The following is a 26,109-nucleotide window of genomic DNA, read 5'->3' as shown; positions in this document are numbered from 1 at the left end:
TGCTCTCCCAGGCCCCTTACCGCACAACGGACATGACGCCACGTCACTCACGAGACCGGCGAACCGGACCAATCCCAATCACGCAATGCCCCTGGGGACGAACTACCCGAGGGTTTCGTCCACGATCCCGAAGGTGTCGAAATCCATTTCGGCCAGGGCGTCTTCGGTCCATATTTGACCAACTCGCCTGCGCCGTCGGCCCTGACGCGACCCTCACCCGCCTGCACGACCGGCACGGGAGGCTCAGGTCCGAGACCGTAAACGGACGCACACTGACTTACGGCTATGACACGTTGGGGCGACGGATCTCCCGAACAACCCCATCCGGCGTGACAAGCACGTTGGACTACGATGCCGCCGGGCGATGCAGCAGCCTCAGCAGTTCCGGCCGAACCGTTGCGTTCACACGGAACGCCGCCGGACAGGAGAGCGCCCGGCACATCGGGCAATCGATCAGCCTCACCCACGAATTCGACACGGCGGGCCGTCTCGCCAGCGAGCAGGTATGGGCCCAAGGACAGAGCCTGAAGCACCGCGCCTACACCTACCGCGCAGACGGCAACCTCATCGGAATCCACGACAGCGATTCCGGAGCCCGCCACTTCGAGCTGGACGCCGTCGGCCGGGTAACCGCGGTCGACGGCACGCACTGGACCGAGACCTACGCTTATGACCAAGCGGGCAACCAGACACAGGCAGCGTGGCCTGTAGGTCACCCCGGTCACGAGACCACGGGCGAACGTACCTACACAGGCACACGGCTCACCCGCGCCGGCCGCGTCCGCTACGAGCACGACGCCCAGGGTCGCATTGTCCTCCGTCAGAAGACCCGCCTCTCCCGCGCACCGGAAACCTGGCGCTATACCTGGGACTCCGAGGATCGACTCACTCAGTCACCACTCCTGACGGAGCGCACTGGCGCTATCTCTACGACCCTCTCGGCCGCCGCATGGCCAAGCAACGCCTGCAAGCCCAAGGCGACGCAGTGACAGAGGAAGTCTCATTCACCTGGGACGGAACCACTCTGTGCGAACAGATAACCTCCGCCGAAGCTCTGGCCAACCCGGTTGCCCTCACTTGGGACCACGACGGGCTCCGCCCCCTCACCCAGACGGAACGCATCCTCTCGGCCAGCGCCCTGCAAGACACCGTCGACGAGCGATTCTTCGCCGTAGTCACCGACCTCATCGGCACCCCGACCGAGCTCATCGACGAGTCGGGCAGTCTTGCCTGGTATACCCGCAGCACCTTGTGGGGCACTACCACCTGGTCCGCCACCAGCATCGCCTACACACCGCTTCGCTTCCCCGGCCAGTACTTCGATCCGGAAACCGGCCTCCACTACAACTTTCACCGCCACTACGACCCGGAAACCGCCCGATACCTCTCTGTCGACCCACTGGGTATCGCACCGTCACCCAACTCGGATGCCTACGTCGTAAATCCTCACACAGGGGCAGATCCTTTTGGGCTTTCCCCCTGCCCTGAAGTCAACCCGAGAAAGTTGGATTACCTGTTCAATAGGGATGTGAAGCCGGATCCTCACAACACGCCGAGGGCGATACAAAATGCTAATCAACTCAAGAGTGTAGGATTCCATGACACTCCGGCCTCTCGTCAATTCCTGACCGAACACTTGGAGGAAGCAACCGGCAATGGATTCTCAGAACATTTCACCAACGAATGGGGGAATTTCGGGAAAACGAAATCCGTCCTATACGGCCCACATGGAATGCTCGGCGTGGAGAGCACCTGGCAGATCATGCCAGACGGCGGGTACAGGCTATCGACGGTAATATTTCGCAGCTGAGGGACCCGTCGACCGCTTGCAGTTCGAGCAGGAAGTTACACGCGAAATCCAGGAGGAAATTCCTTGCCATCTGAATTCGTCACACCTGACCCCCAGGAAGTCGTCAACGCGCTGGGAGTCGAGCCAGAGATCACTGGGGAGACTCAGAGGACCGTAAATCTCGTCGACGTCACAGGCGAAGACTTGGCATTCTCGTACGACGCGGTCGGACAGTCGGTGGCCGTACGCTGGTGCGCGCCATCCGGCAAGGTCATGTTGAATCTGTTCAGAGAAGGTGCGATTCTACTCCGCGTCCAGGAGGGAGATGGCGGGACTCAACTCATCGTGGAATTCGAAACTAGAGACACCGCAGGAGAGCTCAGATTGCAGGTATTTCCAGAAGTATCTATCACCGAAACATCACTCTTCTCGTGAGTCGCTCGTGAAGAAAATAGGGTTTCCTCTCCGCACTCAAGTCAGGGCGGCTCCACTCTCTTCTGAAGCTCGCCGTTCCTTGACCACTGCGAATCAGCAGAAAAGTCCCAGGGGCTGTCCTGTGATCCTGCCCGAGTAACCCGGCGTTGATTGGATCGTGGAGTTCAACGTGGGCATCCCCGATGAACATCTTTGCAGTTTAGGGGAGTTGGCCGCGTCGCGTCACGTGTCAGCTGACGTGGCCCTGCGGACCCCAGGTCGGCGTCGGGCTCCGACCACCAAGGCCATTTGTGGATGCACCTTGGGATGCGTCAAACGGCGCCCCTCCCGTCACAGTGCCGCGACGCAGTCCGGTTGGAATGTTCTTTCTGGCATGGGGCGGTGCGCCTGACCGCCCGCTCGCGAACAGCTTGATTTCCCGGGCCAGTTCATTGACGTGGCCGAACTCGATGGAGGGCAGTCTGCTGGCCTATCCGCATCCCGCGCCCGGCGTTCCCGTCATGCCGACGTATGGTCGGTGCTGGCCCCTGGACCGGGTGGACGACGGCTACACCGTCACCGACCCGGAAACCGGCCGGGTCCGGCACTTCGTCGACCATGCGGGCGGGGAGCTGGCACTCCTGGCCCAGATCGACGACCGCAACGGCCGCTGGATCACCTTCGAGTACGACGACACGGGTGCTCCGACGTCGATCGTGCACCACGGCGGCTACCACCTGAAACTCACCACGAACGAGGGCAGGATCACCGCCCTGCACCTGGCGGGCGCCGCACCGGACGGCACCGACCAGGAGATCCTCCGCTACGGCCACACCGACGGCCACCTCACCGAAGTCACCAACTCCTCAGGCAAGCCCTTGCACTTCGGCTGCGATGAGCTGGGCCGCATCACGTCCTGGACGGACACCAACGGCAGCCGGTACGAGTACGTCTACGACGAGCACGACCGCTGCGTGTACCAGACAGGCACCAACGGCCACCTCGAAGCCCGCTTCACCTGGGACGACACCGACCCCGACACCGGCCTGCACATGACGTCCATGACCGACGGCTTGGGCCACACAAAGCGCTACGCGGTCAACGACCGCTCCCAGGTCGTCGCCGAGATTGACGCCTTGGGTGCGGTCACCCGCTTCGAGCACGACCGCTACCACCGACTGCTGTCACGCACGGACCCGCTGGGCCACGTCATCCGCTCCACCTATGACGAGCACGGTCGCAGGACGGTGGTGGAGCGCCCGGACGGACGGCAGACGCGAACCGAGTACAACGAACTCGGGCTCCCGATACGCATCATCGGCACAGACGGCAATGTCACGCGCCAGACCTTCGACGAGCGCGGCAACCGCACGTCGGTAACGGAATCATCTGGCGCGACCACCGCGTTCACCTACGACGACACAGGCACGCTCACCTCCGTCACGGATCCACTCGGGCACACCTCGACGGTCGCCTCCGACAGGGCCGACCTCCCCCTCAGCATCACCGATCCGCTGGGGGCGGTCACACGGTACGAGCGCGACGCATTCGGCCGACCCGTATCCACCACCGATCCGTTGAGCGCCGTTACGCGGCTGGAGTGGACAGCCGAAGGCAAGCTCGCCCGCCGTATCGAGCCCGACGGCAGCACACAGGTGTGGACGTACGACGGCGAAGGCAACTGCCTTTCCCACAAGGACGCCATGGGCGGAGCGACCCGCTTCGAGTACGCGGTCTTCGACCTGCTGACGGCCCGCACGGGCCCGGACGGCGTGTGCGGTACGAGTTCACCCACGATACGAATCTCTGCCTGACGGAGGTGACCAACCCGCAGGCGCTGGCGTGGACGTACACGTACGACCCGGCAGACCGCCTGGTCGCAGAGACTGACTTCGACGACCGGACGCTGACCTACGTGTACGACGCGGCCGGGCGCCTGACGTCCCGTACGAACACCCTGGCCCAGACCGTCACGTACGAGCACAACGCACTCGGCCAGGTCGTTCGCAAGGACGCGGCGGGCGCGGTCACGGCGTTTGAATACGACATCTTCGACGAGCTGGCGGCGGCCACCGGCCCGGACGGGACGCTGGTACGGCTACGGGACCGCTTCGGCCGCCTCAAGTCCGATACGGTGAACGGCCGTACGCTCTCCTTCACCCACGACGCACTGGGCAGGCGAACGGGCCGGACGACCCCGGGTGGGGCGGCGAGCAGCTGGTCGTACGACGCGGCGGGCCGCCGGGCCTCACTGACGGCCTCCGGCCGGACACTCACTTTCACGCACGACGCGCTCGGCCGCGAAACATCCCGTACGGTGGGTGGCTTCGCGTCTCTGACCTCCTCGTTCGACGTGATGGGTCGCCTCACGGCCCAAGAGATCACCGCGGGTGGAGGCCGTCGTCTCCAGCACCGCGCGTACGCCTACCGTCCCGACGGCAACCTCGTCGGCGTCGCCGACGCGCTCTGCGGCACCCGCCGCTTCGACCTGGACGCGGCAGGCCGCGTGACGGCCGTACACGCGACCGGGTGGACGGAGCGGTACGCCTACGACGAGGCCGGCAACCAGGCGGAGGCTTCCTGGCCGCCCACCCACCCGTCACACGAGTCGACCGGCCCCCGCACGTACACGGGCACGGGCATCACGCGCGCGGGCTCCGTCCGCTACGAGCACGACGCCCAAGGCCGTACCGTCCTGCGCCAGAAGACCCGCCTCTCGCGAAAGCCGGAAACCTGGCGCTACGCGTGGGACTCCGAGGACCGCCTGGCGTCGGTGGCGACGCCGGACGGCACGGTCTGGCGGTACGCATACGATCCTCTGGGCCGCCGAATATCCAAACAATCCCCCTTGGAGACAGTCCACTTCACCTGGGACGGCGCGACCCTCTGCGAGCAGACGACAGAGGACACGACCCTCACCTGGGACTACGCCGGCTTGCGCCCCCTGACCCAGACGGAACGCCGCCACGGCTCCACCGACGACCGCTTCTTCGCCATCGTCACGGACCTGATCGGCACCCCGACGGAACTCGTCGACGAATCGGGCGCCTTGGCCTGGCGCACGCGCACCACCCCCTGGGGCACCACCACCTGGACCCGCGACGCCACGGCGTACACCCCGCTCCGTTTCCCGGGCCAGTACTTCGACCGCGAATCGGAACTCCACTACAACTTCTTCCGCTACTACGACCCAGAGTTGGCCCGCTACCTCACCCCGGACCCCTTGGGCCTGACCCCAGCCGACAACCCGGTCACGTACGTCCACAACCCACACACGTGGAGTGACCCGCTCGGGCTCGGTCCCTGTCCGCCCCGGATCCAGGGTGGAGGCTGGGACCTCAGTGGGGATGCGAACCCGCTGAGCATCATTCCGAAGGACGCCGTTCAGGAACCTTGGAAGCCGATCCCGGGTGGTGTCGAGCACGGGCGAACAGCGACCTGAGCCGGCTGCTGCACCTGACGATCTACCTCACCGACATCGAGGACCGCGGCATCTTCGACGAGGTCTACGCCGAGGTCGTACCACGGCCTTATCCGGCGCGGTGTTGCGTCGCAGTCGCCGCACTCGCCATCGAGGGAATGCGCGTAGAAGTGACCGCTCTCGCCGCCCAGGCGCACGGGGCCGCAGCCGCTTACGAGGACAGTTCTGCCTCGGCGACATCGCCGACGCGAGAGTGCACAAGCTCTCCGGTGGCCAAGCCCGCCACGTCGCAGCCGGCCGCGCCCTGATGTATCTGCCCGAGGAGTTCTTGCTCGACGAACCGACGGCCGGCGTCCCAGTGCGGCCTCGCGCTGAGAAGGAAGGAGAGTAATTGCCACATGTAGGCGGAGCCCGCACCTGGGAATCGGATGCTCTGGCAACAGTGGCCGCCGCAACCGCAACAGATCCGCCCTGGCTGCAACGTCAAGCAGCTATCAACAACGCGCGCGACCAAGACAAGTGACCACCCGAACGTGAATAGCCACCTTCAGAATGTGGAACAGCAGCCGCTGTCCCGGCGTCGGTCAGCCATCACCAATCGCCGATCTCCTCGACCACGCCTCAGGCCATACAAGTCGGCTGCTACGAAGCGCGGGGGCAGCTCACTGCTCAGATCTTGATCACGGTGGCGCGTGTGCCGCACAGTGTGGCGATGTCCTCCGGGTCGGAGGTGAGGATTGTGATGGGGCCGGGTGCGGCGAGGGCGGTGGCGCTGAGCATGGCGTCGATGGCGTACTTGTGCCCGTGTAGTCCGGCATCGGCGAGTAGTGTGCCGGCGTGGCGGGCGATCGGCTCGGTGACCGGCTCGACCACGAGGCGGGACAGTGTCCATTCCAGGGCCGGGCGGTTAATCCGGGGGTGGACCACCTCGACGAGGGTGGCCGCGGACGTGATCACCCGCAGGTCGTCGGTGCGGGCCAGGGCCAGCCACGCGGTGACCGTGCGGTCACGCAGCACGGCCTTGGCCAGCCCTTCGCTGTCCAGGACGAGGGTGCCGCCCGGCGCTGGGGCGGGGGAGCGGGTCACGCGGCGTTCGCCCCGCCCTGTGCCTGTGCCTGGTGGAGTTGATCGCGCAGAGCCTGGATCTCCTCATCGGTGATGGCGCCATGTTCGGCCTCGGCGACGTTGATGAGTTCGTTGAGGTTGTCGCGTTCGATCTGGCGGGCGACGGCGGCGGCGACGTAGGCGGACAGGCCGGAAGGGCCGCCGCGAGCGCGGGCGGCTTCCGCGATGTCACGGGGCATCGTGATCGAGTACTTCCCGGTAGTCTCACTCATGCTACCTATCCTACCTCTCATCCCACTTCTGGGTGTGTGCCACGTGGGCGCCCTCGAGCTCGGCACCCAGTTTCACTGGCTCGAGAGGCGCTCGCGGTGCCCAGCGCCGGCCGACCACACTGGCGGCCGAGGGCCGACATGACGCGGGAGCGCCGCGAGGGCGCCCGTAGCGCCCACTCTGTACGTAATGCACGGTCGAACCCCGTATTTTCATTTCGAAGGACCAACGGGGCCAGGCGTAATCGAGAAGATCAACGAATGCGGCCGACGGTACGGAATCGAGCCCGTGATCGACGTGAAACCATTGGAGTGAAGTAATGTATGAATTTCACGGTTGGTTCGGGGTCGCTGAATCTACCGAAGAGTCGGACGCCGGTAGTCTCGACTCCGGTATCGCCGAGCTGAGGGCGAGGATCACCGAAATCAATTGGGCAACTGGCGAAGTGGAATTGAAAGTCCACAATGGCGAGTTTTTCGTCCTCGCCAATGGCCTGATGAACCGGCGCCGCGACGAAGCCACGGACCTGGACGATCTTCTGCATCACATCGCGATTCGTTTCCCCGGCTCATGGGGGCTCCTTTATGAGCGATCTTCCGATATGGACGTACCGCCGGGCCAAGGGGCGTTCCGTGTTCGCGTGATGGCCAGGGGCGAGATCAGCGTGCGCTTGGATCCCTTCCTCTCCCCGGTCCGGCCAATCATCGAAGACTGAACTCGCATTGGTGCCGGCATCGAAGGGATCGGGTGTGCGATGCCCTACCGCGTGCCCGCCCTCGGAAACAGGTGTGGTGGGAACTTGACGGATCCGAACGTCGCCCCAAGGTGCTGAATAGTGATTATGGGGACGAGACGACCCTCGCCCGTGGCTGAAGCCGTCCTCGGGTGAAGAACCGCATGGATTCTGGCTGCGCAAGCCTCGTAATCACCCCTGGTAGACCGCAAGCCCGCCTCCTGGTGGGGGAAGAGATCGCCCTGTGGCGTAAGGGACTCACCACGTCCCGTGGAACGTCTCCGCGGAGCCGTCGGCTGGCGGGGACGCTGCCGCGCGTTCGATGCCGAAAACCAAGCGGTAGGCGTCGGGCAGGTCGATCGCAGTGTCGGTGTGCCGCGTCGTCGGTCCCGGTTCGATGAGCTCCCGGAGCAGAGACGCCAGGTTGTCGACCCCCTGGGGGTTGCTGCCCTCGCTCTCGTTCTCGTTCTCGTCTTCCAGCTCTTTCGAGGCGAGTCGTATGACAGCGGTGTCGGAAGGCATGCCCACGCGTGCCGGTGGGCCCGGGCACCCGCGTTCCGGCTCCCGTACAACTGGGCACCGCTGAAATGCTCCAGGCCGGCGACCGTCGATGTCGGTCGGCTCGGCGAACAGGTTCGCAAGCCAGAGCCAGCCGCCGTGAGTGTGGCCGGAGGTTGCAGGTCGACGCTGTGGCAGACGGCGTCGTGGACGACGATGGGTGGTGGGCGAGGAGGGCATCTTCGTGCGGGTGTTTTCCACCGGACGCAGCCCAGGTCCCGTACCTGCGGCGAGCCACTGTGTCACGGGGACACGTCTGTACGCACCGACGGCTACCCGTGCCGACTGCTCGACAACCCCGCAGTGCGGGCATGCTTCGACGGTGGCCGGCGCCCGGGGGTGAGCACCGACCGGTGATACTGCACATCTGACGCCCTTGTTTCCGGCAGTGTGCGGGACTGCCGTCGACACCCGTCGAGCAGGGCCGACCCGTCTCGGCCGTGACGCTCGTTTGACGCTCCGGGCACATGCAGGCCGCGTCTCGGGAGCGGTCACACTGCATCGGACCTCCAGGTTCTCTGAATGTCACTTCCGGTGACGTCTTTCCGATGACGTATCACGTGGAGTGCGTTGTCATCCTTGAACCGGCCGCGAAGGGTGCCTGAGCTGCGGTTTTGTCGATGCGCATTATGTGCGGTGTGGGCGTTACCGGCGATATCTTGACGCTGGAATGACGCTCGTGATGCTCATTTGACGCTCGTTCTGATGGGTCGTCGGCATCCTGTGTCGCTGGTCAGGCGGCCTGCTGGCTGCTCGGACGTGGCCGGTTGCCGGAAATTTCGTGGTATCAAGCGGTCTTGCGCAGCCTCACATTTGGGGTACCCGGCAAGTTCTTGTCTGCTGGTGGTATGCCGGTGTGGAGCTGACCTGCAATGCGTTGCGAGCGCCGCGGCAGGGCCCTGGATTTCGGGCGTCCGCCCGAGCACGACCTGCGCGAGATCCTGGGCGCGATCTTGTACGTGAACCGCACCGGGGTCCAGTGGCGCTACCTGCCGCACGACTTCCCGCCCCGGGAGACCGTTTACGGCTACTTCGCCAAGTGGCAGAAGGGCGGCGTGTTTGCCCAGCTCGACGACCTGCTGCGGGAGTTGCTTCGGCAGAAGGAGGGCAAGCGCGCACAACCGTCGGCCTGCGTGATCGACGCGCAGAGCGTGAAGACCTCCACCAGCGTCCGTGCGGCTTCCGGATGCGGGCTGAGCCGGTCAAAGGCACGACAGGTCAGGGATGATGCGTCGGCAGACACGGGCTTCCCATGGCCACAGAGCGTCGAGAACTCCATGATCACGGACACCCGTGCCTGCTCCGTATCGGATCCCGCCCAACCCCACCGTGCGTCAGCAACCGGGCGTCAGCAACCGGGCGTCAGCCGACTGTGCCGAAGCCCTGGCCCAGGACCTGCGGCACCATCACCGTGGACAGCAGCTGCGGCGGACAACTCGGGCGTCCGTCGGCCGACGGGTACATGTCCGCGAACATCCCCGCCGGGAACAACGTCTCCCGGTGCCCGGCCAGGAGCGCGAATATGTTCCCCTCCGGGATCAACTCCCGAGAGACTTCCTATACATCAGGCCCGCACGGCCCGCTGGCCTCGTTCCCCTGCATACCTACGAGCCCGGCCCCGGCCCAACCGGGCCGGGGCCGAACCCCAAAATTTTCATCAGCCTTCTAGGCGTCGACTACTTCCCCCGACCACCAGGCTCCGGGAACTCGGCTACCAGATCACTGCCGAACTTCCCGCAGCCTGACGATCAGCTGCGGAAGGTTTTCATCTCAGCGTCAGCATGCTCCCGGGCCCCGCCGCCTGGGTCCGGCCTCAGATCGCCGCATCAACGCACACGCGCGGCGGAGCGAGGGGCTACCACCTGGTCGACAAGCCCGAACTCCAGGGCCTGTTCGGCGGTGAGGAGATGGTCTCGCTCGACGTCCTCGTGGATCTGTGAGACGTCCCGCCCGGTGTGCTTGGCGAGGAACCCTTCGATCAACTCCCGCTGGCGCTGCACCTCACGGCCCTGGATCTCCAGGTCGGATATCTGGCCCTGGGCGCCGGGGCTGTGCGGCTGCTGGAGGAGGACCCGGGCGCCTGGCAGGGCCATGCGCTTGCCGGGCGTGCCGGCCGCCAGGATCACGGCGGCCACCGAAATGGCCTGCCCCAGGCAGACCGTCTGGATGTCGGGCCGCACGAACTGCATGGTGTCGTAGACCGCGGTGAGCGCAGTGAGGTCGCCGCCGGGCGAATTGATGTACAGAGATATGTCCCGGTCAGGGTCCTGGGACTCGAGGCACAATAGTTGGGCCATGACGTCGTTCGCCACGACGTCGTCGAGCTCGTTGCCGAGGAAAATCACGCGTTCCTCGAAGAGCTTCGCGTAGGGGTCGTACTCCCTGGTGCCCTGCGACGTGCGTTCCACGAAGCGCGGCACGACATAGCGGTTCTCCGGACGCAAGGTGCCGGATCCGAACGGGGGCGATGCTGAGGTGGGCATGGACGTGCTCACTAGGCGTGGTCCTCCGAGGTGGATGGGTGTGCTGGTCCGTCGGGAAGGAGCGCTAGGCGGCAGCGCCCAGGTTCGGATGATCCGCCGACGACCTCAGGACTTCGTCGATCAGGCCGTACTCCTGGGCCTCCTGGGCGGTGAACCAGCGGTCCCGGTCGGAGTCACGGGTGATCGTCTCGGTGTCCTGGCCGGAGTGGTGCCCGATGAGCTCAGCCATCTCCCGCTTGGTGCGGACCAGCTGGTCCACGTAGATCTTGATGTCCGAGGCCGAGCCGGCGAAGCCGGCCGAGGGCTGGTGCATCAGGATCTTGGTGTGCGGCAGCGCGAAGCGCTTGCCCTTCGCGCCGGCAGTGAGCAGGAACTGGCCCATGGAGGCACAGAACCCCATCGCAATGGTCACGACGTCATTCTTGATGTATTGCATGGTGTCGTAGACCGCCATGCCGGCGGTAACCGAACCGCCCGGTGAGTGGATGTACAGGTAAATGTCACGGGTCGGGTCCGTGGCGAGCATCAGCATCTGCGCGGTAATGCGGTTAGCGATGTCGTCGTCGACTTCCTTGCCGAGGAAAATGATGCGGTCGTCGAGAAGGCGGTTGTAGACCGCATCCACGCTGGCGGCATCACCGGCACTGCCACGGGCGTAAGGCATCGTCTGCCGTGCTTCGAGAGGTAACTGCCGAGGGCTCATGCGATTTCACTCCTCTGTCCTTGCGCGGCCCCCTGGAGGGCCCGGACTCCGTCCGTTCAGCCGGTGTCCAACCAGTCGGAGAAGCGGGAGCATTCACTCCCACCCTCCCACATAGCGAAGCTAACACGCGCTCCGGCCCTCACCAGTGGGAGTTGCGGAGCCGTTCGCTGAGAGCGGAGGATGCGAGTGGCAGTCAAGTGGCTTGAAAATAGACGGCATTCCAGCATGGTGACGGTCATGGGAGTGGTTGCACTCCGACGGCGTCTGCAAAGAATTGGTGCATAAGGAAGTAACGGGCGCTTGAATCCAGCCAAGCACGAAGTGGCCATCCTGGCACCGGGGATGGCAGCACAGGCGGGAGCTGGAAGTACTGGCCCCTGTCGGGGCAGCTGACCGGAGGCCGCCATCCGGGCCCAATGGCAGCATCCTGTCGCCGGACTGGCCGGCGGCCAGCCGACCGGCGGCCAACACGCGGAACTCGAAGGGGCATCGATTGATATTCGGTGTGCTCGAACGTTGGTGGTCCGCGGCCTCGGGGGCGATGCCTTGGTGAGCTCCGGCAAGGATCAGAAGGTCCACTTTTCGAAAATGATCGTGTGGTTCGAGGTTGGTGGGCATGAACTCCGCCTGAAGGCGGGAGAGATGGGGCAGTTCGCCAGCTCGTCTCGTTCGTGGAGGTGGCTGTGCCGTCGGTGCTCGGAATGCTGGAGGCCCGGGAGAGGTGCGGGAAACTGGCGACCTCGCGTAATCATGAATCGCGTATTCCTCAGCTGTTGTGTGCTCGTGGTGGCCGTGAGTGATCGCCAGGGGTGTAGTGCCGCCAGGTTCCTCCGGCCTCTTCGGCGAGGCGGGCGGTGGTGTCGTCGTTGTAGTCGAGCATCCGGGCGACTACCGGGGCCGGGGCTCGGAGGACGAGGTGACGGATCGCTGCGGTGCGTCCTTGCTGGGTGGGGAAGCCCAGGTGGTGGAAGCGGAGTTGCAGAGTTTCCGGGGCCATGGGCTGTCCGGCCGGCGGCCGGGGAAGAGCCATCGGGTGTGGGGGTTGGTTGCGGTCGTGGTGTTTGGTCGCCGGCCCAGGTAGTCCAGCAGCATCCCGGCGAACGGGGCTGGGACGGGTGATGGCGGGTCGCTGAGCCGGACGAGGACTTCGCCGTCCTTGTGCTGGACGTCGTCGACGGCGAGCCGGGTGATCCGGGTGAGCGGTTGCGCATAGAGAAGGACGCGCACTGCGGCGACGCGGGCTTGGAGTGGCACGTCGTCGTGGTTCACGAGCTGGCGCAGCAAGGTAAGCCGCTGGTGCTGGGAGATCGGGGCGGGGTTGCTTGTGGAGCGGTGTGGGACGTCAGCCTTCGGCAGGTGCTTGGACCGCATCGTCCAGCGGAGGAAGGCGTGGGTGAGGCGTCGGGCGGTGTAGCCGCCCGCGTACCAGGCATCGGCATCGGCCTGGGTGCAGAAGTGGGTGGTGTCTGCGCGGGAGCTGGCGGAGGCGTTCACGCCCACCTCGGACGAGGCCGAGTGGGCTCGGTCGAGGACCACGACCGAGCAGCACTTCTTGGCCCGGGTGGTGCTGCTGAAGTGCTACCAGCGGCTGGGATGCTTTCCGAAGCCGGCCGACGTGCCGGCGGTGGTGGTCGACTACGTGCGCGGCAGGCTGGAGCCGGCCGAAACCGTGGAGGCGGTGCACGAGTCGGACCGCACGCTGTGGCGGCACCGGGACTTCGTACGCACGCGGATGAGCGTGACGTACACGCCGGCCAAGGTGCGGGCAGTGGCCGGGGCGGCGATCCGCAAGGCGGTGCAGTCCAAGGACAACCCGGCGGACCTTATTGACGTGGCGTTGGACGAGTGGTGCGGCAGAGCTGCGAGTTGCCCGGCTACACCACGCCGGACGCGATGACCGCCTCGATCCGCACCGAGGTCAACAGTGGCATGTTCGCCACGGTGGCGGCCCGACCGGGCCGGATGCGACGGCTTGTGAGCCTTCGCCGCATTTCAGAGGCACAAATATGCTGTTCTGTCAGCGGTGTACACCGGCCCTACCGGGCTCGACGATCACTACAGTCCAGTCTCATGACGACGGTTACAACGCGCACGGTCGCGTACCCGGCCGACGGCCTGACGATGATCGGGCACCTCGCGCTCCCGGCTGGTGTCGACCGCCGGCCCGCGGTCCTGGTCGGGCCCGAGGGGCCGGGGCTGAACGACTTCCAGCGCCGCCGGGCCGACACCCTGGCTGAACTGGGGTACGTGGCGCTGGCCTTCGACATCAACGGCGGGCGCTGGTTCACCGACCCCGAGGAGATGCTGGCGCGCGTGACCCCCTGCTCGCCGACCCCGACCGGATGCGGGGCATCGGCCACGCGGCGCTCGACGTGTTGCGCGCCGAACCACGGACCGACCGCGACCGGATCGCCGCCGTCGGCTACGGCACCGGGGGCGCAATCGTGCTGGAACTCGGGCGCGACGGCGTCAACCTGCGCGCGATCGGGACAGCCAACGCACTGACCACGGGCCGACCGGGCGAGGCGGCGCGCATTCGCTGCCCGGTGTGGGCCGGGGTCGGGTCGGAAGACCCGATCATGCCGCCCGCGCAACGGGACGCGTTCACCGCCGAGATACTGGCCGCGGGCATCGACTGGCGCCTCGTGGTCCACGGCGGCGCCTTGCACGCCTTCCACCACCCGCCGGTCGACCAGACCGTGGTCCCCGGCGTCGGCTACCACCCACGGCACGCGCAGCGAGCCTGGCGCGACGTCGTCGACCTGCTCGCCGAGTGCCTGCCCGTGACGGAGTGATCTGGTCAGCAACCGCGATTCGGGGCCGCGAACCAGGCCAGTCGACCGCCACCGGCTCCGGTCTGTGGGACATCACCGCACTGTTGCTGGTGGAGGGGCGGGGGAGCGGTGTGGCCGTGCCCAGCTGACTGGCGGGTTCGTCGGTGCCATCTGGAAGCAGGGTGGCAGGGGTGGGGGCGATGATGCCGAGTTCGCAGTTGCCCCCTTGCCCTGGGAAAGCAGCAGTTGCGTATCGCGGCCGACAGCGACGGTTGCGACACGAAGCAGGCGGCCGCCGCCCGGGCGAAGTGCCTCTCCCGGGCGAGGGCGACCGGATACTCCAGCTGACGTAGCAGCACGTTTCGCTCCCCTGCCCTTCGGATGCTCGCTGGTGGCCAGCCGTCCGGTTCGTCTTCGACGGGATCGGCTCAGAGGGCGACGACGGTTGCTTCTGTGGCTTTGACGCTGGTCCAGACGGGAGTGCCTTCGGCGAGGCTCAGTTCGGCGACAGCCTGAGGGGTGATCTCGGCGACGAGGTCCGGTGCTTGGTCCGAGGTGATCAGGACGCGTAGTCGGCTGCCGCTGGTGGTGATCTCCCGTACGGTGCCGGGCCAGACGTTGCGGGGGCTGCCGGCCGGCTTGTCCCGGTGTACGGCGACGGCTTCCGGAGCGATGATCGCGAGGGAGTTCGTGCCGGGCGGGAGCGGGTCCGCGACGACGAGGGTGCCGCCGCCGGTGAGTTGGATGCCTTCTTCGGTGGCGGTGCCGGGCCAGGCGTTGCGGCCGAGCATGCGGGCGACCCAGGGAGAGCGGGGGTGGCGGGTGACCTCGGTGGGCGGGGCGTCCTGCAGGGCCCGTCCGTCGTCGAGGACGAGGACCCGGTCGGCGAGCGCGACGGCTTCGACGGGGTCATGAGTGACGATCAGGCATACGCCGCCGAAGCCGTCGAGATGGCGGCGAAGGGTGTGCCGGACGTGAGCGCGGGTGGTCTGGTCGAGGGCGGCGAGCGGTTCGTCGAGCAGGAGCAGCCGGGGGCGGGCGGCAAGCGCCCGGGCGAGTGCGACACGCTGGGCCTGGCCTCCGGATATCTGAGCCGGTCTGCGGTGCGCGAGATGACCCACGCCGAGGCGGTCCAGCCACTGCTGGGCGCTGTGACGGGCTTCGGCGCGCGGCACACCGTGAGCGCGAAGCCCGTACGCGGTGTTGGCCAGCGCATTCATGTGGGGGAAGAGAGCACCGTCCTGCGGGACCCAGGCAACGCCCCTGCGGTGCGGGGGGAGCGCGGTGACGTCTGTGTCGCCGAGCCGGAGTTCGGCGTGGGCGCGTGGAGTGAGGCCGAGGAGTGCGCGCAGCAGTGTGGTCTTGCCGGCACCGTTGGGGCCGACGACGGCGATGGTCGTTCCGGCAGCCGCGTCGAGGGTGAGGTTGTTGAATCCCGTGACTGTGGCGTGGAGCGGCCAGATGCCCTCAGCGCCGGCGGGGTCGCACGAGACCTCCGGAGCGGCATGTGCGTCCTTCTGCGGAGCGGGCCCGGAATCGTCTGCCGGAGTCCGCGGCTGTGCCGGGGCGGTATTCGGGGTGCCTGTCCAGCGTCCGCGCAGTGCGATGAGTACGACCATGGCGATGACGAGCAGGAGCAGGGAGACCGAGGTGGCGGCTTCCGGGCTGTCCTGGAGCAGCAGGTAGACCTGGAGCGGGAGGGTCTGGGTGGTGCCGGGGAGGTTTCCGGCGAACGTGATGGTCGCCCCGAACTCTCCGAGTGCTCGTGCCCAGGTGAGCGCTGCGCCGGCGGCGAGTCCGGGGGCGACCATGGGCAGGGTGACGGTGAAGAACACCCGTACCGGTGAAGCCCCCAGCGAGGCTGCGGTTTCCTCGTAGCGGGGGCGCAGCCCGCCGAGGGCTCCTTCGAGGGTGATGATCAGAAACGGCATCGCGACGAAGGTCGCGGCGAGGACGGCGCCGGAGGTGTGGAAGGGCAGCGTGATACCGAACGTGTCCTCCATCCACGGTCCCAGCAGGCCGCGTCGGCCGAAGGCCAGGAGGAGTGCGACGCCGCCGACGGTGGGCGGCAGCACCATCGGCAGGAGCACCAGGGAGCGGACGAACGCCTTGCCGGGGAAGTCGACGCGGGCCAGCAGCCATGCCAGTGGCACACCGAGGACGACGGAAAGGCCCAGCGCCCAGGCGGACACGATCAGGGACAACGACAGCGCTTCGGTCGTCCCGGGGCTGGTCAGGTGAGCGCCCAGGTCGCCCCATGAGGTGCGGGCGAGGATCCCGATCAAGGGGAGCAGCAGGAAGGCGATGGCCAGCAGTGCGGGGATCGCCAGGGCGATCGGGGCGCGGGGGCCGACGGCGCGGCGGCGAAGGCGTGTCATCGAACGTCCCTGATGCTGGAAGTGCCGTGGGGGGGGGGCCCGGCCGGGGGGCCGGGCCGCCCCCCCCGGGGGGGGGGCGGTTTAGGGGTTGGGATGGCGCGCGGGGGGGGGTAGTATGGGGGGTTGGGGGGGGGGGGGGCGGGGGGGGGGGGGGGGTGGGGTTTACTGCCCCGGCCCGTTTGGGGGTTGGGGGGGGGGGGGGGGCGGGGGGGGGGGCCGGGGCCCCCCCGCACGGGTCGGTGGCCTGTTACGGCTTCTGGAAGCCGGCGTCGGCGAGGATCTTCTGGGCCTCGGGGGTGGACAGCCACGCCACGAACGCGGTCGCGGCCTCGCTGTTCTTCGAGGCCTTCAGCGTCGCCGCCGGGTAGGAGGCGACGGCGTTCTGGGCATCCGGGATGTCGATGGCGTCGACCTTGTCGGTGGCCGTTGCGGCGTCCGTCTTGTAGACGAGACCAGCGTCGGCCTCGCCGAGTTCGACCTTGCTGAGGACGGCGCGGACGTTGGGCTCCTGGGAGACCGGCTTCACGTCGATCTTCTGTGCGTCCAGGATCTGCTGGCTGTAGCGCCCGACCGGAACCTCAGGTGCGGCGAGTACCACCTTCAGCTTGGAGTCGGCGAGGTCCGTCAGGTTCTCGACCTTCTCCGGGTTGCCCTTGCCCGTGGCGATCACCAGACGGTTCTTCGCGATGACGGTCGGCGCTCCGGTGTCGGACTTCAGGCCGTCCATCGTCCTGGTGTCCGCAGTGACCAGAGCGTCAGCAGGTGCACCCTGCTTGACCTGGGCGGCAAGCTCCTGCGAGCCGGCGAAGGAGAACGTCACCTCGGTACCGGGGTGCTCCTTCTCGTAGGCCGCACCGGCCGTCTTGAAGACATCGGTGAGCGAGGAGGCGGCCAGAACCGTCAGGTCGGCCTTCGGCGCCCCCGAGGCCGAGGCGGTGGACTTGGCGCCCGAGTCCTTCTTGTCGTTGTCGCTGCCACAGGCGGCCAGCGGAACGAGGAGAGCTGCCGTGAGGATCGCGGCAGCGGTACGCCGTCTGGTGAAGGTGAGAGACATGAGGGTGGGACTCCTGGGGGACGCGGTCGGCTTGTGCCGCCCGAGCGGGTGATGGTGAGCCGCGCCGGGGACGGGCGACGCCGCTGGGTGGAGCAGTGGTTCAGGTGCGGTCGATGTGCACGCTGGTCGACTTGACGCGGGCGGTGGCCTGCATGCCGACCTCCAGTCCGAGTTCCTCGACGGCTTCCCGGGTCAGGAGCGAGACGAGCCGGTGCGGACCGGCCTGGATTTCCACCTGGGCCGCGACGTCGCCGAGTTTGACGGCGGTGACGATGCCCGGAAAGGCGTTGCGGGCCGACGTGTAGGACGCGTCGTCCTCACCGGCGCCCCCCTGGGCGACTTCGATGGAGAACGCTGCCAGGTCACGTCCGTCGATGAGGCGGCGACCGCTCTCCTCGCGGTGGGTCGCGACCCGTCCGGCATCGGCCCAGCGGCGGGCTGTGTCGGGGCTGACGCCGAGCAGACGTGCGGCCTGTCCGATGGTGTAGGACTGCATGTGCCACACATTAGAGGAACTGAGCTTGTATTTACACAGTTTAATGCGAAGCTCCATGGTAAATGCGCTACGGCATGGAGGATGGTCCAAAGGTAGGAGTGATCTGGTCGGGGGTGTGGTCGCGAAATCGTCGTCCCTGCTTTACCGGGTGGCGTCCGGGATCGTCCTCGCGTCTGCGACGGGTGGCCGGACGGCTGTGCCGGGGGTGTCTAGAGTGAAAATGCAGACCAGAAAATACCTGGCATTTCGGCATGAATTCGAGGCGCCATTTCATGAGCCTGAGCATCCGCAACCAGATCCCCGGCGCCGTCACCGCCGTCACCCCGGGCGAAGTCATGGCCACCGTGAAGGTCCGCCTCGCGGGTGGTCAGGAGATCACGGCGGCGATCACGCTCGAAGCCGTCAAGGAACTCGGCCTCGTCGAGGGGGCCTCGGTCCGCACGCTGGTCAAGTCCACGGAGGTGTCCCTGGCCACCGGTGCCGTCGAGGGGCTGAGCATCCGCAATCAGATCCCTGGCACGGTCACCGACGTCGCGACCGGCGGCGCCATGGCGAGCGTCAAGGTGTCCGTCGAGGGCGGCGAGCTCACCGCCGCGATCACCAAGGACGCGGTGACCGATCTTGACCTCGCCCCTGGAATGTCCGTCGTCGCCCTGATCAAGTCGACCGAGATCTCCCTGGCAGCCATCTGACCTCCGGTCCGGCCGCGCCGCCTATGCCGCCTGTGGCCACGCACCGACCCATACGCGGGTGATGGCGCTGATGTAGCGCGCTCCGCACCGGTCGACGGGCACCACCAGCTGGCTGCCGGACGCGTCCAGATCCTCGTCGTCCATCCGGGTGGCCAGGAGAACAGGGGCGTTTGCGAAATCGGCATCGATCTCCGCCCAGGCCAGCACCGTGTGGTGCCCGTCCCCACCGGCGACCGACAGAACGAAGCGCGATCGGTCCTTGCGCCGACGGGCGTCGAACAACGGATGCGAGTCCAGGACCACCTCACGCAACAGCGGCCCTTCGAACCGGTGCCGCTGCGGGCCGTTGGTGGCGCAGTCGAAGACCACCTCGGCCCGGTGCTGCTCCCATCCGGTCCGCAGGTCACCCACCGTCAGCGTGGCCGGACGGACGACATCCCCGAGCACGGCCAGCGATGCGAACTGAGCGGGAGACGTGCGGGGTTGCGCACGGAGTCGGCTCATGGTGATCCCCCAGTCGAACGGCCCGCGGGGCGGCTGTCAGAAGGTATGCCCAGCAGCCACCCCGCGAAATCGTGGCTGCGAGGCAATATCCGTTCCTGGCCTGGCGTATGTGAACTCCCGCAAGGGTTTTCTGTCGCATTCGGCGGCCAACGCCCGTCAACGGCCGGCAGATCAGCCGGCTCGGTTCTCCGCGTGCTGGTCCAGGGCGAGCCAGACACGGTCGCGGGTCAGGGGGAGTTCGGTGAACCGGATTCCGGTGGCGTCCCGCAGGGCGTTCGCGAACGCCGGCGCGACCGGGTTGAAGGGGCTCTCGCTCATCGACTTCGCCCCGAGCGGCCCGATCGCGTCGGAGGTCTCCATGAAGTGCACCTCGGTGCGAGGGATGTCGGCGTACTGGGGCAGCCGGTACTGGCGGAACGCGGTAGTGGTGACTTCGCCGCGATCGTTCAGACGGACGTTCTCGAAGAGCGTGGCACCCAGGGCCTGCGCGATGCCGCCCTCGACCTGGCCACGGCACTGCATCGGGTTCATGACCTTGCCCGCATCCGCCGCATGCACACTGCGCAGAACCCTGATCTCACCGGTCCCCGGGTCGACGGCCAGCCGGAACCACTGCGCGTTGAAGGCGACGGAACGCGGCGTACCCCCGAAATGCCCGTCCGCCGCGAGTTCCTGACCGGCTGCTTGCGCCGCCGCGTACAGCTCCTTCAGCAGGACGCGCTGGTGCCGGTGCTCGACCGCATCCTTCATGAGGTGGCACTCCTCGCGGCTTGCCCCGAGGTGCCCGGCCGCGAAGCCCAGGATCTTCTCGGTGAGGGCTTGGGATGCGCGGAGGGTTGCCTTGCCCGCCACCACAGTTCCCGTCGATCCGAAAGCCCCGGTGTCGTGCTTCACCACGTCGGTGTCGGACTGGCGCACGGTGATCCGGTCGACGGTGGTCCCCAGCTCTCCGGCCGCAATCTGCCTGTGGACCGTGGTGGTGCCGTTGCCGAACTCCGCCGTCCCCACGGCCAGATCGTAGGTGCCGTCCGCCAGTAGACCGATCCGGGCATCGGCGATGTGCCCGCCGGGCGGCCCGGTCGCGATCATGGACAGCGCTGCCCCTTCACCCACGAGCCAGCCCTGGGGCGCCACTTCCGCGGGCTTTCTCCGCGCGCTGCGTACGATGGCCAGGCACTGGTCGAGTCCGTAGCTGGCAATGTGCAGGTCCTCCTCCTCACCACCCGGGCTGATCATGGCTTCACCGGGACCGATGATGTTCCGCTCCCGGAGTACCAGAGGATCCATGCCGAGCAGGCGGGCCAGTTCGTCCATCACCGACTCCATGGCGAAGACGACCTGCCCGAGCCCGTATCCGCGGAAAGCCCCCGCCGGCACTGCGTGGGTGTAGACGGAGTACCCGTCGGCCTTCTTGTGCGGAGCGCGGTAGACAGCCATCGACTCACCGACACTGTGGAACATCACCGCCGGACCGTGATTGCCGTACGCCCCTGTGTTGGACACCACCCGTAGCTCGATCGCGGTCAGGGCGCCGTCCTTTCGGGCACCGGCCTTCACGCGGACGGTGAACGGGTGCCGAGTGGTGGCCCCGTAGAACTGCTCGGCCCGCGTGTACTCGAGTTTTACCGGACGGTTCAGGCGCATCGCGGCAAGGACCACGATGTCCTCGACGATCATTTCCTGTTTCCCGCCGAAACCACCGCCCACGCGCCCGGCCAGGACGCGGACCTTCTCCATGGGCAGGTCGAACAGCGCGCACAGGGCCCGCCGGGTGAGGAACGGAGTCTGTGTGCTGGAGCGCACGACGATGCGCTCGGCCCCCTCCTCCGTCTGCTCGAACCAGGCGACGGCGCCGTGCGTCTCCAGGCTTGCGTGCTGGACCCGCTGGGTACGGAATGTCTCCTCGTACACCACGTCAGCCTCGGCGAAGCCCACTTCCACGGACCCGATCTCTCCGTGGACCTCGCCCACGACGTTGTTCTGCGGCCGGGAGATCCGCGCCGTACGTGCGTCCTTGGCGTGCACGACCGGTGCACCGGGAAGCATCGCCTCCTCCGGGTCGAGGACCGCGGGCAGCACCTCGTACGTCACCTCCACACGTCGGCAGCCTTCTTCGGCTGCGGCCTCGCTGTCGGCGACGACCGCGGCCACCCGCTGGCCGACATAGCGCACAGTGCCGTCGAGGAGCCGGGTGTCATCGGGGTCCTCGGTGGGGTGCTCGTGCCGGGCGCTCGAGTAGTGACGCTCCGGTGCGTCGCGGTGCGTGAGGACCAGGTGCACACCCGGCACCCGCAGCGCGGCGGCCGTGTCGATGGCGGTGATGCGGGCGTGCGGGTGCGGGGAGCGCAGCAGCTTCATGTGCAGCAGACCGGGAACGTCGATGTCGAAGGTGTATCGAGCCGCTCCGGTGACCACCTCCGGGCCCGCCGGCGCGGGAAGGTTCCGACCCACCGTGGCACCCGCGCACGGAGCCTCGACGTGCTTCACACCGCGTACGGCGTCTTCGATGGCGCGGTATCCGGTGCAGCGGCAGAGATTTCCCTTGAAAGCGCGCGGCAGGTCACCGAGCTGCTCGTCGTCGAGCGCCGCAGTGGTCATCAGATATCCGGCGGTGCAGAAACCGCACTGGAATCCCTGGGCGTCAAGGAACTTCTGCTGCACCGGGTGGAGTTCGCCATCGGTGGCCAGACCTTCGACGGTGGTCACCGACCGGCCCCCGGCGCGGACGGCGGGGTAGAGGCAGCTATGCACTGGCTTCCCGTCCACATGAACCGTGCAGGCCCCGCAGTCACCTGCGTCGCATCCCTTCTTCACGCCGAACCAGCCGCGCTCGCGCAGATAGGTCCGCAGACACTGCCCCGGCCGAGGTTCGGCGTCGAATGGCTGCTCGTTGACGTGGATCTCGTAACTCATCGGGCACCATCCGTGGTCAGCTCGCGGCGGATCTCTTCGGCCAGGCGGAAGGCCATGTGGCGCCGCCAGGCGGGCAGTCCATGGATGTCGTCGAACCAGTCGGCGGTGCCGATTGTCCCGTCGAGTGCACCCCTCAGCCCCTGCGTATCCGGCGGCAGCGGGAACCAGAGGCGGAAGGGGCGGACCGTGGCCGCGGTCACCGTCACGGCCAGCGAGCCGTCCTGCGGGTCGAGCACCCCGATGACCAGTACGCCGGAGCGGCCCAGCCCGTAGAGGGAAGCCTGACGGAAGGCGGTGCGCGAGGCCATGGACCGGGCGGGCAGCGTGATGGAGCGCAGCAACTCACCCTCGTCCAGGTCCTTGAGGCCGGCACCGATGACGAAGTCGGCCACCCGTACACGACGGAGCGAGCCGTCCTGTGCCTGGAGCAGGCACTCGCCGTCGAGGGCGGCTGTCAGGGAGATCATCGGTCCGGCCGGCAGGCCGTTGCAGAGGTTCCCGCCGACCGTGGCCATGTTCCAGATCTTGAACGAGGCCAGGAACGCCCGGCAGCACTGCTCGAACAGCGGCGCCGCCTGTGCCCCGCTCTGCCGTCCGTAGCGGGACAGCTCTGCGATGGTGCAGGTCGCGGCGATCTCCACGGAACCGTCGGAAGTCTGCTGGACCGGCCCCCAGCCCATCCTGCTGAGATCCACCAGCCGACGCAGGTGTGGCTGGGGCTCGGAGAACAGGTAGGTGCCGCCCGCGAGCCAGGCGTCGCCGGGCTGCCAGGGTGCACGGATGCGGGCATCACGTACTTCCCGCACGGTATTGAGATCCATGTCGCACTCCGCTCCGGCCGCTGCGTTTTCGGCCACCGACGAGCTCAGTGAAGCAACGGGGCGGCTTTGCGCACGACTGGTGCACCACACGAAAAAGCACGAGTCCCTACCTCGCATGCTAGAGGATCAACCAAGAGACATACCGCTTACATCACCTGGCATTTACGATGACTCAACTCGTATTCGCCTCGTGAATGTGAGATGGCGGGTTCAAGGCCGTCAGCCGCGCAAGGAGCAAGACCATGCACGTCGAAAACCTCCTCCAGCTCGAAGCCCTCGACCTCACCCTGGTGTGGGGCGACGGCCGGCTTCTGGCCCGGGAGATCAGCGGGGTCACCGCCACCGACCTGGAGGACCCCACCCGCTTCCTCCAGCGAGGCGAGGTCGTCCTCAGCGGCCTGGTCTGGTGGAACCCCACCGACCACCCCGAGAAAGTGGACCGGTTCGTCGCCGCGCTCCAGTCGACCGGGGCCGCAGCCCTGCTCGCCGGCGAGGAAACGCACGGCACCGTCCCCGACGTCCTCGTCGACTCCTGTCGCGCACGCGATATCGCGCTCATCGCCGTACCCGCGCACACCAGCTTCCGGGCCATCACCGAGGCGGTCTATCTCAGGCAGTGGGGTGACCTCAGCCGCCGCCCCGCCCACCACCATGCGCTGCCCGAGAACGTACGCAACGAACTCAGTCACCTGCTGGCGGGCGGCGCAGACCTGGACAGCCTTCTCGACCGCGCTTTCGCCCACCTGGGAACCCCGGCCACCTACGTCCTCAGCGCGACCGGCCGAACCGTCGCACGCACCTCGTCCACTCCGCCCCTGACCGCGGAACAGGGCGAGAGACGCCTGCGGGGCTCCACCGGAATCACGTTGCGCGTCGAATCGGACGGCTCCCCCTACGACGTCTGGCACCTCCACATGCCCGGCCCCGCCGACGCCCCGCCGCGTGTCCTCCACGAGATAGCCGACGTGCTCGCCCAGCACCAGTACCGCAGCATCCGCAGCGAGAGCGCAGCACGCAACAAGGCCCACACCCTCATCTCGCTGATTGCTGCCCCGGGCACGGGCGGAACGTCACTGGGCCCCGCACTCCATGACTGCGGCCTGCCTGCCCACGGCCCGTACCAGGTCATCACGGCTCGGCTGGCCCACGACGACGACGCCCGCACAGCGGCAGACGCCCTGACCGAGGCGCTGCGCCACAACCCTGACCGCCCCTTCGCCGTAGGCGGACTTGAGGGAGGCGAAGCCGTGGCGGTCATCCAGGGCGAACCCGGCATTCAAGGAGACCGACTCCAGGCCGTTTGGCCCGTACTGCGGTCCTGCCACCCCACCGCGGCACTCCACGGCGGCACGGGGGCGGTCGTCGCAGAGCCCGGGGGCCTTCGTAGCAGTCTCGCGCAAGCCCGCTACGCACAGGCCACGGCCCGTGCGACCGCACCTGTGGCAACCCAGCTGGCCTCCGTGGACGACCTCACCACTCTGCACGCCCTCCTCGCCGGAATCCCTCAAGCCGTACGCGAGGTCTACAGCACCCGCGCCCTGGGTCCACTGATCGAAGGGGACGGCCCCTCGCAGCGAATGCTCCTGGAAACCCTTGAAGTCTTTCTCGCGCACAACGGCTCCTGGGCGCGCACCGCCGAAGCCCTTCACCTGCATGTCAACACCGTCCACTACCGGGTGCGGCGCATCGAGACGCTTACCGGCCGCGACCTTTCGCGCCTCGACCACAAACTTGACCTGCAAGCGGCTCTGCTCTGCCGCTGACCGCGTCAGGCGCGGCTCAGCTCCGGCTTCCTGGGCGGTCGATGTGCACGTTCGTCGACTTGACCCGTGCCGTCGCCAGGACCCCTACCTCCAGGCCGAGTTCCTCTACGGACTCGCGACTGATCAGCGATACCAGCCGGTGCGGACCCGACTGGATCTCCACCTGCGCCACGACGTCGTCGACCGTCACGGCGGTGACGATGCCGGCGAAGGAATTCCGCACCGATGTCAGAACCCCACCGGGCACCGGATGCAGACCTGCCGCGCGCTCCGTGGCGAAGCCCGCCAGGCTGACGCCGTCGATCACCCGATTCCCGGACCCGTCCCGATCCATCGCGAGGTGACCGCCGTCCGCCCATCGGCGAACGGTTTCCGGACTCACAGCCAGCAACTCCGCGGCCTGGCCAATGCTGTACGAAGGCACCCCGGCACTCTAGGCCAACGACAAGGGGCACCACCGCACCGCCTTTGACCCGAAGACCAACACCAGGTACCTCCCTCCCACAGGGCCTACTCCTTCACCTCCCGATAGCCGAACCGGCACCCCAGGCCCGAGCCGATCCGCAGTCCGGCCCCACGAGCGCCCTCGTCATCGACAAGGAGTACGGCAGCCGCGTCCGACGCGCCCGTCGGCGGGGACGCATGCTCCCCTACGCACAGCCTCAGCCCCCGTGAACCGCTGGCCTCGAGATGACCTCGGAGATGCTCCGTGCTCGGTACGCCTGTCCCGGCGCGAGATGGTCGAGTGATCTGCTTCTCGCGTCGCTCCCGCAGGACACGGTGGCCATGCCTGCGTGCACGACCGGGTTGAGCCTCTGAGCGGATCAGTGCACGGTCAGGATGATCTTGCCATGGGCCTGATGGCTGCGCATGCGGTCGGCGGCTTCGTCGGCCCGGCCGAGTGTGTGCACGCTGTCGATGACGGGGTGGATGCGGCCGTCGGCGACGGCGGGGATGACCTCGTCGAAGAGCGCGGCAATGACCTGGCCGAGGGCTTCGGGGCGGCTGAAGCCGAAGGAGACCCCGCGTACGTGCAGGTGCCGGTAGGACAGGGCGTCGAGGTTGATGGTGGATTCGGCCTGGCCCAGGCGTCCGATGTCGACCACGTGGCCGTCGACGCGGGTGGACGGCAGACAGTCGGCGAAGGTCTGTCCGCCGACATGGTCCAGGACCACGTCAACGCCTTCGCCGCCGGTGGCATCCAGTACCGCCTGAGTCAGGTCCTGGTCGTCGGTGGCGACGACTGTGTCGGCTCCGGCCCTCTTCAGCAGTGCTTCC

General features: G+C 67.3%; 22 protein-coding genes and 5 pseudogenes. 11 read left to right on the top strand and 16 right to left on the bottom strand.

The annotated features are described in order from the left end of the window. Positions 1–179 precede the first annotated feature (179 nt). From ACGFU7_RS27650 to ACGFU7_RS27635, 4 genes and pseudogenes are all read left to right on the top strand, one after another. Positions 180–1,810, top strand: a pseudogene (locus ACGFU7_RS27650) (RHS repeat-associated core domain-containing protein); the annotation flags it as partial. A gap of 63 nt (positions 1,811–1,873) precedes the next feature. Further along, positions 1,874–2,224, top strand: coding sequence for a hypothetical protein (locus ACGFU7_RS27645; RefSeq protein WP_393699157.1), 351 nt, complete (start codon positions 1,874–1,876; stop codon positions 2,222–2,224). 452 nt (positions 2,225–2,676) lie between these two features. Continuing rightward, positions 2,677–5,513, top strand: a pseudogene (locus ACGFU7_RS27640) (RHS repeat-associated core domain-containing protein); the annotation flags it as partial. Positions 5,514–5,596: 83 nt separating this feature from the next. After that, the gene (locus ACGFU7_RS27635) at positions 5,597–5,932 is read left to right on the top strand and encodes a RidA family protein (RefSeq protein ID WP_393699155.1); all 336 of its coding nucleotides are present in this window, start codon (positions 5,597–5,599) and stop codon (positions 5,930–5,932) included. Positions 5,933–6,293: 361 nt separating this feature from the next. Here the strand turns inward: ACGFU7_RS27635 and ACGFU7_RS27630 are convergent, their stop codons facing one another. Beyond that, complete coding sequence (locus ACGFU7_RS27630; RefSeq protein WP_393699153.1) at positions 6,294–6,710, bottom strand: type II toxin-antitoxin system VapC family toxin; 417 nt, start codon at positions 6,708–6,710, stop codon at positions 6,294–6,296. Then, a complete protein-coding gene (locus ACGFU7_RS27625) occupies positions 6,707–6,961 on the bottom strand; it encodes a CopG family transcriptional regulator (RefSeq protein ID WP_393699151.1) in 255 nt (84 codons plus the stop codon). The genes ACGFU7_RS27630 and ACGFU7_RS27625 overlap by 4 nt, the downstream gene beginning before the upstream one ends. 317 nt (positions 6,962–7,278) lie before the next feature. On the opposite strand from ACGFU7_RS27625, the gene ACGFU7_RS27620 reads away from it, so the two are divergent. After that, the gene (locus tag ACGFU7_RS27620; RefSeq protein WP_393699149.1) at positions 7,279–7,674 is read left to right on the top strand and encodes an Imm7 family immunity protein; all 396 of its coding nucleotides are present in this window, start codon (positions 7,279–7,281) and stop codon (positions 7,672–7,674) included. A gap of 276 nt (positions 7,675–7,950) precedes the next feature. On the opposite strand, the gene ACGFU7_RS27615 is transcribed toward ACGFU7_RS27620, so the two are convergent. Beyond that, positions 7,951–8,214 (bottom strand): hypothetical protein, encoded by a 264-nt coding sequence (locus ACGFU7_RS27615; protein WP_393699148.1) that lies wholly within the window; start codon positions 8,212–8,214, stop codon positions 7,951–7,953. Positions 8,215–9,122: 908 nt separating this feature from the next. Between ACGFU7_RS27615 and ACGFU7_RS27610 the strand changes: the two are divergent. Further along, positions 9,123–9,458, top strand: a pseudogene (locus ACGFU7_RS27610) (transposase); the annotation flags it as partial. Between the two features lie 154 nt (positions 9,459–9,612). On the opposite strand, the gene ACGFU7_RS27605 reads toward ACGFU7_RS27610, so the two are convergent. The 4 genes from ACGFU7_RS27605 to ACGFU7_RS27590 all read right to left on the bottom strand — a co-directional run bounded on the left by ACGFU7_RS27605 (position 9,613) and on the right by ACGFU7_RS27590 (position 12,930). Next, positions 9,613–9,792 (bottom strand): hypothetical protein, encoded by a 180-nt coding sequence (locus ACGFU7_RS27605; protein WP_393699171.1) that lies wholly within the window; start codon positions 9,790–9,792, stop codon positions 9,613–9,615. Positions 9,793–10,076: 284 nt separating this feature from the next. After that, positions 10,077–10,733 carry an ATP-dependent Clp protease proteolytic subunit gene (locus ACGFU7_RS27600; RefSeq protein ID WP_393699146.1) on the bottom strand — a complete coding sequence of 219 codons (657 nt, stop codon included), beginning with the start codon at positions 10,731–10,733 and terminating at the stop codon, positions 10,077–10,079. A 64-nt stretch (positions 10,734–10,797) separates the two neighbouring features. Next, positions 10,798–11,397 (bottom strand): ATP-dependent Clp protease proteolytic subunit, encoded by a 600-nt coding sequence (locus ACGFU7_RS27595; protein WP_393699167.1) that lies wholly within the window; start codon positions 11,395–11,397, stop codon positions 10,798–10,800. Positions 11,398–12,324: 927 nt separating this feature from the next. Then, entirely contained in the window at positions 12,325–12,930 is a 606-nt protein-coding gene (locus ACGFU7_RS27590; RefSeq protein ID WP_393699145.1) for a hypothetical protein, read from the bottom strand. Between ACGFU7_RS27590 and ACGFU7_RS27585 the strand changes: the two genes are divergently transcribed. The 3 genes and pseudogenes from ACGFU7_RS27585 (at position 12,899) to ACGFU7_RS27575 (ending at position 14,359) form a co-directional block, all read left to right on the top strand. Continuing rightward, positions 12,899–13,333, top strand: a complete 435-nt coding sequence (locus ACGFU7_RS27585) for a DUF4158 domain-containing protein (RefSeq protein ID WP_393699143.1) — start codon at positions 12,899–12,901, stop codon at positions 13,331–13,333. The two genes, ACGFU7_RS27590 and ACGFU7_RS27585, sit on opposite strands and share 32 nt — an antisense overlap. A 173-nt stretch (positions 13,334–13,506) precedes the next feature. Continuing rightward, positions 13,507–14,231 (top strand): annotated as a pseudogene (locus ACGFU7_RS27580) (dienelactone hydrolase family protein). Then, the gene (locus tag ACGFU7_RS27575; protein WP_393699169.1) at positions 14,228–14,359 is read left to right on the top strand and encodes a hypothetical protein; all 132 of its coding nucleotides are present in this window, start codon (positions 14,228–14,230) and stop codon (positions 14,357–14,359) included. Before ACGFU7_RS27580 ends, ACGFU7_RS27575 begins: the two are co-directional and overlap by 4 nt. 99 nt (positions 14,360–14,458) lie before the next feature. On the opposite strand, the pseudogene ACGFU7_RS27570 reads toward ACGFU7_RS27575, so the two are convergent. From ACGFU7_RS27570 to ACGFU7_RS27555, 4 genes and pseudogenes are all read right to left on the bottom strand, one after another. Continuing rightward, positions 14,459–14,569 (bottom strand): annotated as a pseudogene (locus ACGFU7_RS27570) (LysR family transcriptional regulator); the annotation flags it as partial. Between the two features lie 69 nt (positions 14,570–14,638). Continuing rightward, positions 14,639–16,588, bottom strand: coding sequence for an ABC transporter permease (locus tag ACGFU7_RS27565; RefSeq protein WP_393699141.1), 1,950 nt, complete (start codon positions 16,586–16,588; stop codon positions 14,639–14,641). Between the two features lie 247 nt (positions 16,589–16,835). After that, on the bottom strand, positions 16,836–17,642 hold the full coding sequence (gene modA / locus ACGFU7_RS27560) for a molybdate ABC transporter substrate-binding protein (RefSeq protein WP_393699139.1): 807 nt from the start codon (positions 17,640–17,642) through the stop codon (positions 16,836–16,838). 100 nt (positions 17,643–17,742) lie between these two features. After that, positions 17,743–18,138, bottom strand: coding sequence for a molybdopterin-binding protein (locus tag ACGFU7_RS27555; RefSeq protein ID WP_393699137.1), 396 nt, complete (start codon positions 18,136–18,138; stop codon positions 17,743–17,745). A 272-nt stretch (positions 18,139–18,410) separates the two neighbouring features. Here ACGFU7_RS27555 and ACGFU7_RS27550 point away from each other — a divergent pair, with 272 nt between their 5' ends. Further along, complete coding sequence (locus ACGFU7_RS27550) at positions 18,411–18,830, top strand: molybdopterin-binding protein (RefSeq protein ID WP_393699135.1); 420 nt, start codon at positions 18,411–18,413, stop codon at positions 18,828–18,830. A gap of 21 nt (positions 18,831–18,851) precedes the next feature. Here the strand turns inward: ACGFU7_RS27550 and ACGFU7_RS27545 are convergent, their stop codons facing one another. The 3 genes from ACGFU7_RS27545 to ACGFU7_RS27535 all read right to left on the bottom strand — a co-directional run bounded on the left by ACGFU7_RS27545 (position 18,852) and on the right by ACGFU7_RS27535 (position 23,068). After that, positions 18,852–19,334 carry a molybdopterin-dependent oxidoreductase gene (locus tag ACGFU7_RS27545; protein ID WP_393699134.1) on the bottom strand — a complete coding sequence of 161 codons (483 nt, stop codon included), beginning with the start codon at positions 19,332–19,334 and terminating at the stop codon, positions 18,852–18,854. A 171-nt stretch (positions 19,335–19,505) separates the two neighbouring features. Continuing rightward, entirely contained in the window at positions 19,506–22,247 is a 2,742-nt protein-coding gene (locus ACGFU7_RS27540; protein ID WP_393699132.1) for a molybdopterin-dependent oxidoreductase, read from the bottom strand. Continuing rightward, positions 22,244–23,068 (bottom strand): FAD binding domain-containing protein, encoded by an 825-nt coding sequence (locus ACGFU7_RS27535; protein ID WP_393699130.1) that lies wholly within the window; start codon positions 23,066–23,068, stop codon positions 22,244–22,246. Before ACGFU7_RS27535 ends, ACGFU7_RS27540 begins: the two co-directional genes overlap by 4 nt. 242 nt (positions 23,069–23,310) lie before the next feature. Between ACGFU7_RS27535 and ACGFU7_RS27530 the strand changes: the two genes are divergently transcribed. Further along, positions 23,311–24,831, top strand: coding sequence for a PucR family transcriptional regulator (locus ACGFU7_RS27530; RefSeq protein WP_393699128.1), 1,521 nt, complete (start codon positions 23,311–23,313; stop codon positions 24,829–24,831). Positions 24,832–24,847: 16 nt separating this feature from the next. Here ACGFU7_RS27530 and ACGFU7_RS27525 read toward each other — a convergent pair whose 3' ends face one another. Continuing rightward, entirely contained in the window at positions 24,848–25,255 is a 408-nt protein-coding gene (locus ACGFU7_RS27525; protein ID WP_393699126.1) for a molybdopterin-binding protein, read from the bottom strand. A gap of 400 nt (positions 25,256–25,655) precedes the next feature. Then, a complete protein-coding gene (locus ACGFU7_RS27520; protein WP_393699165.1) occupies positions 25,656–26,099 on the bottom strand; it encodes a zinc-binding dehydrogenase in 444 nt (147 codons plus the stop codon). Positions 26,100–26,109 lie beyond the last annotated feature (10 nt).

Source organism: Streptomyces sp. NPDC048473 (assembly GCF_043200155.1).
Lineage (GTDB): Bacteria > Actinomycetota > Actinomycetes > Streptomycetales > Streptomycetaceae > Streptomyces.
The sequence above is the reverse complement of the archived record's forward strand: the minus strand, read 5'-3'. Positions and strand labels throughout refer to the sequence as shown.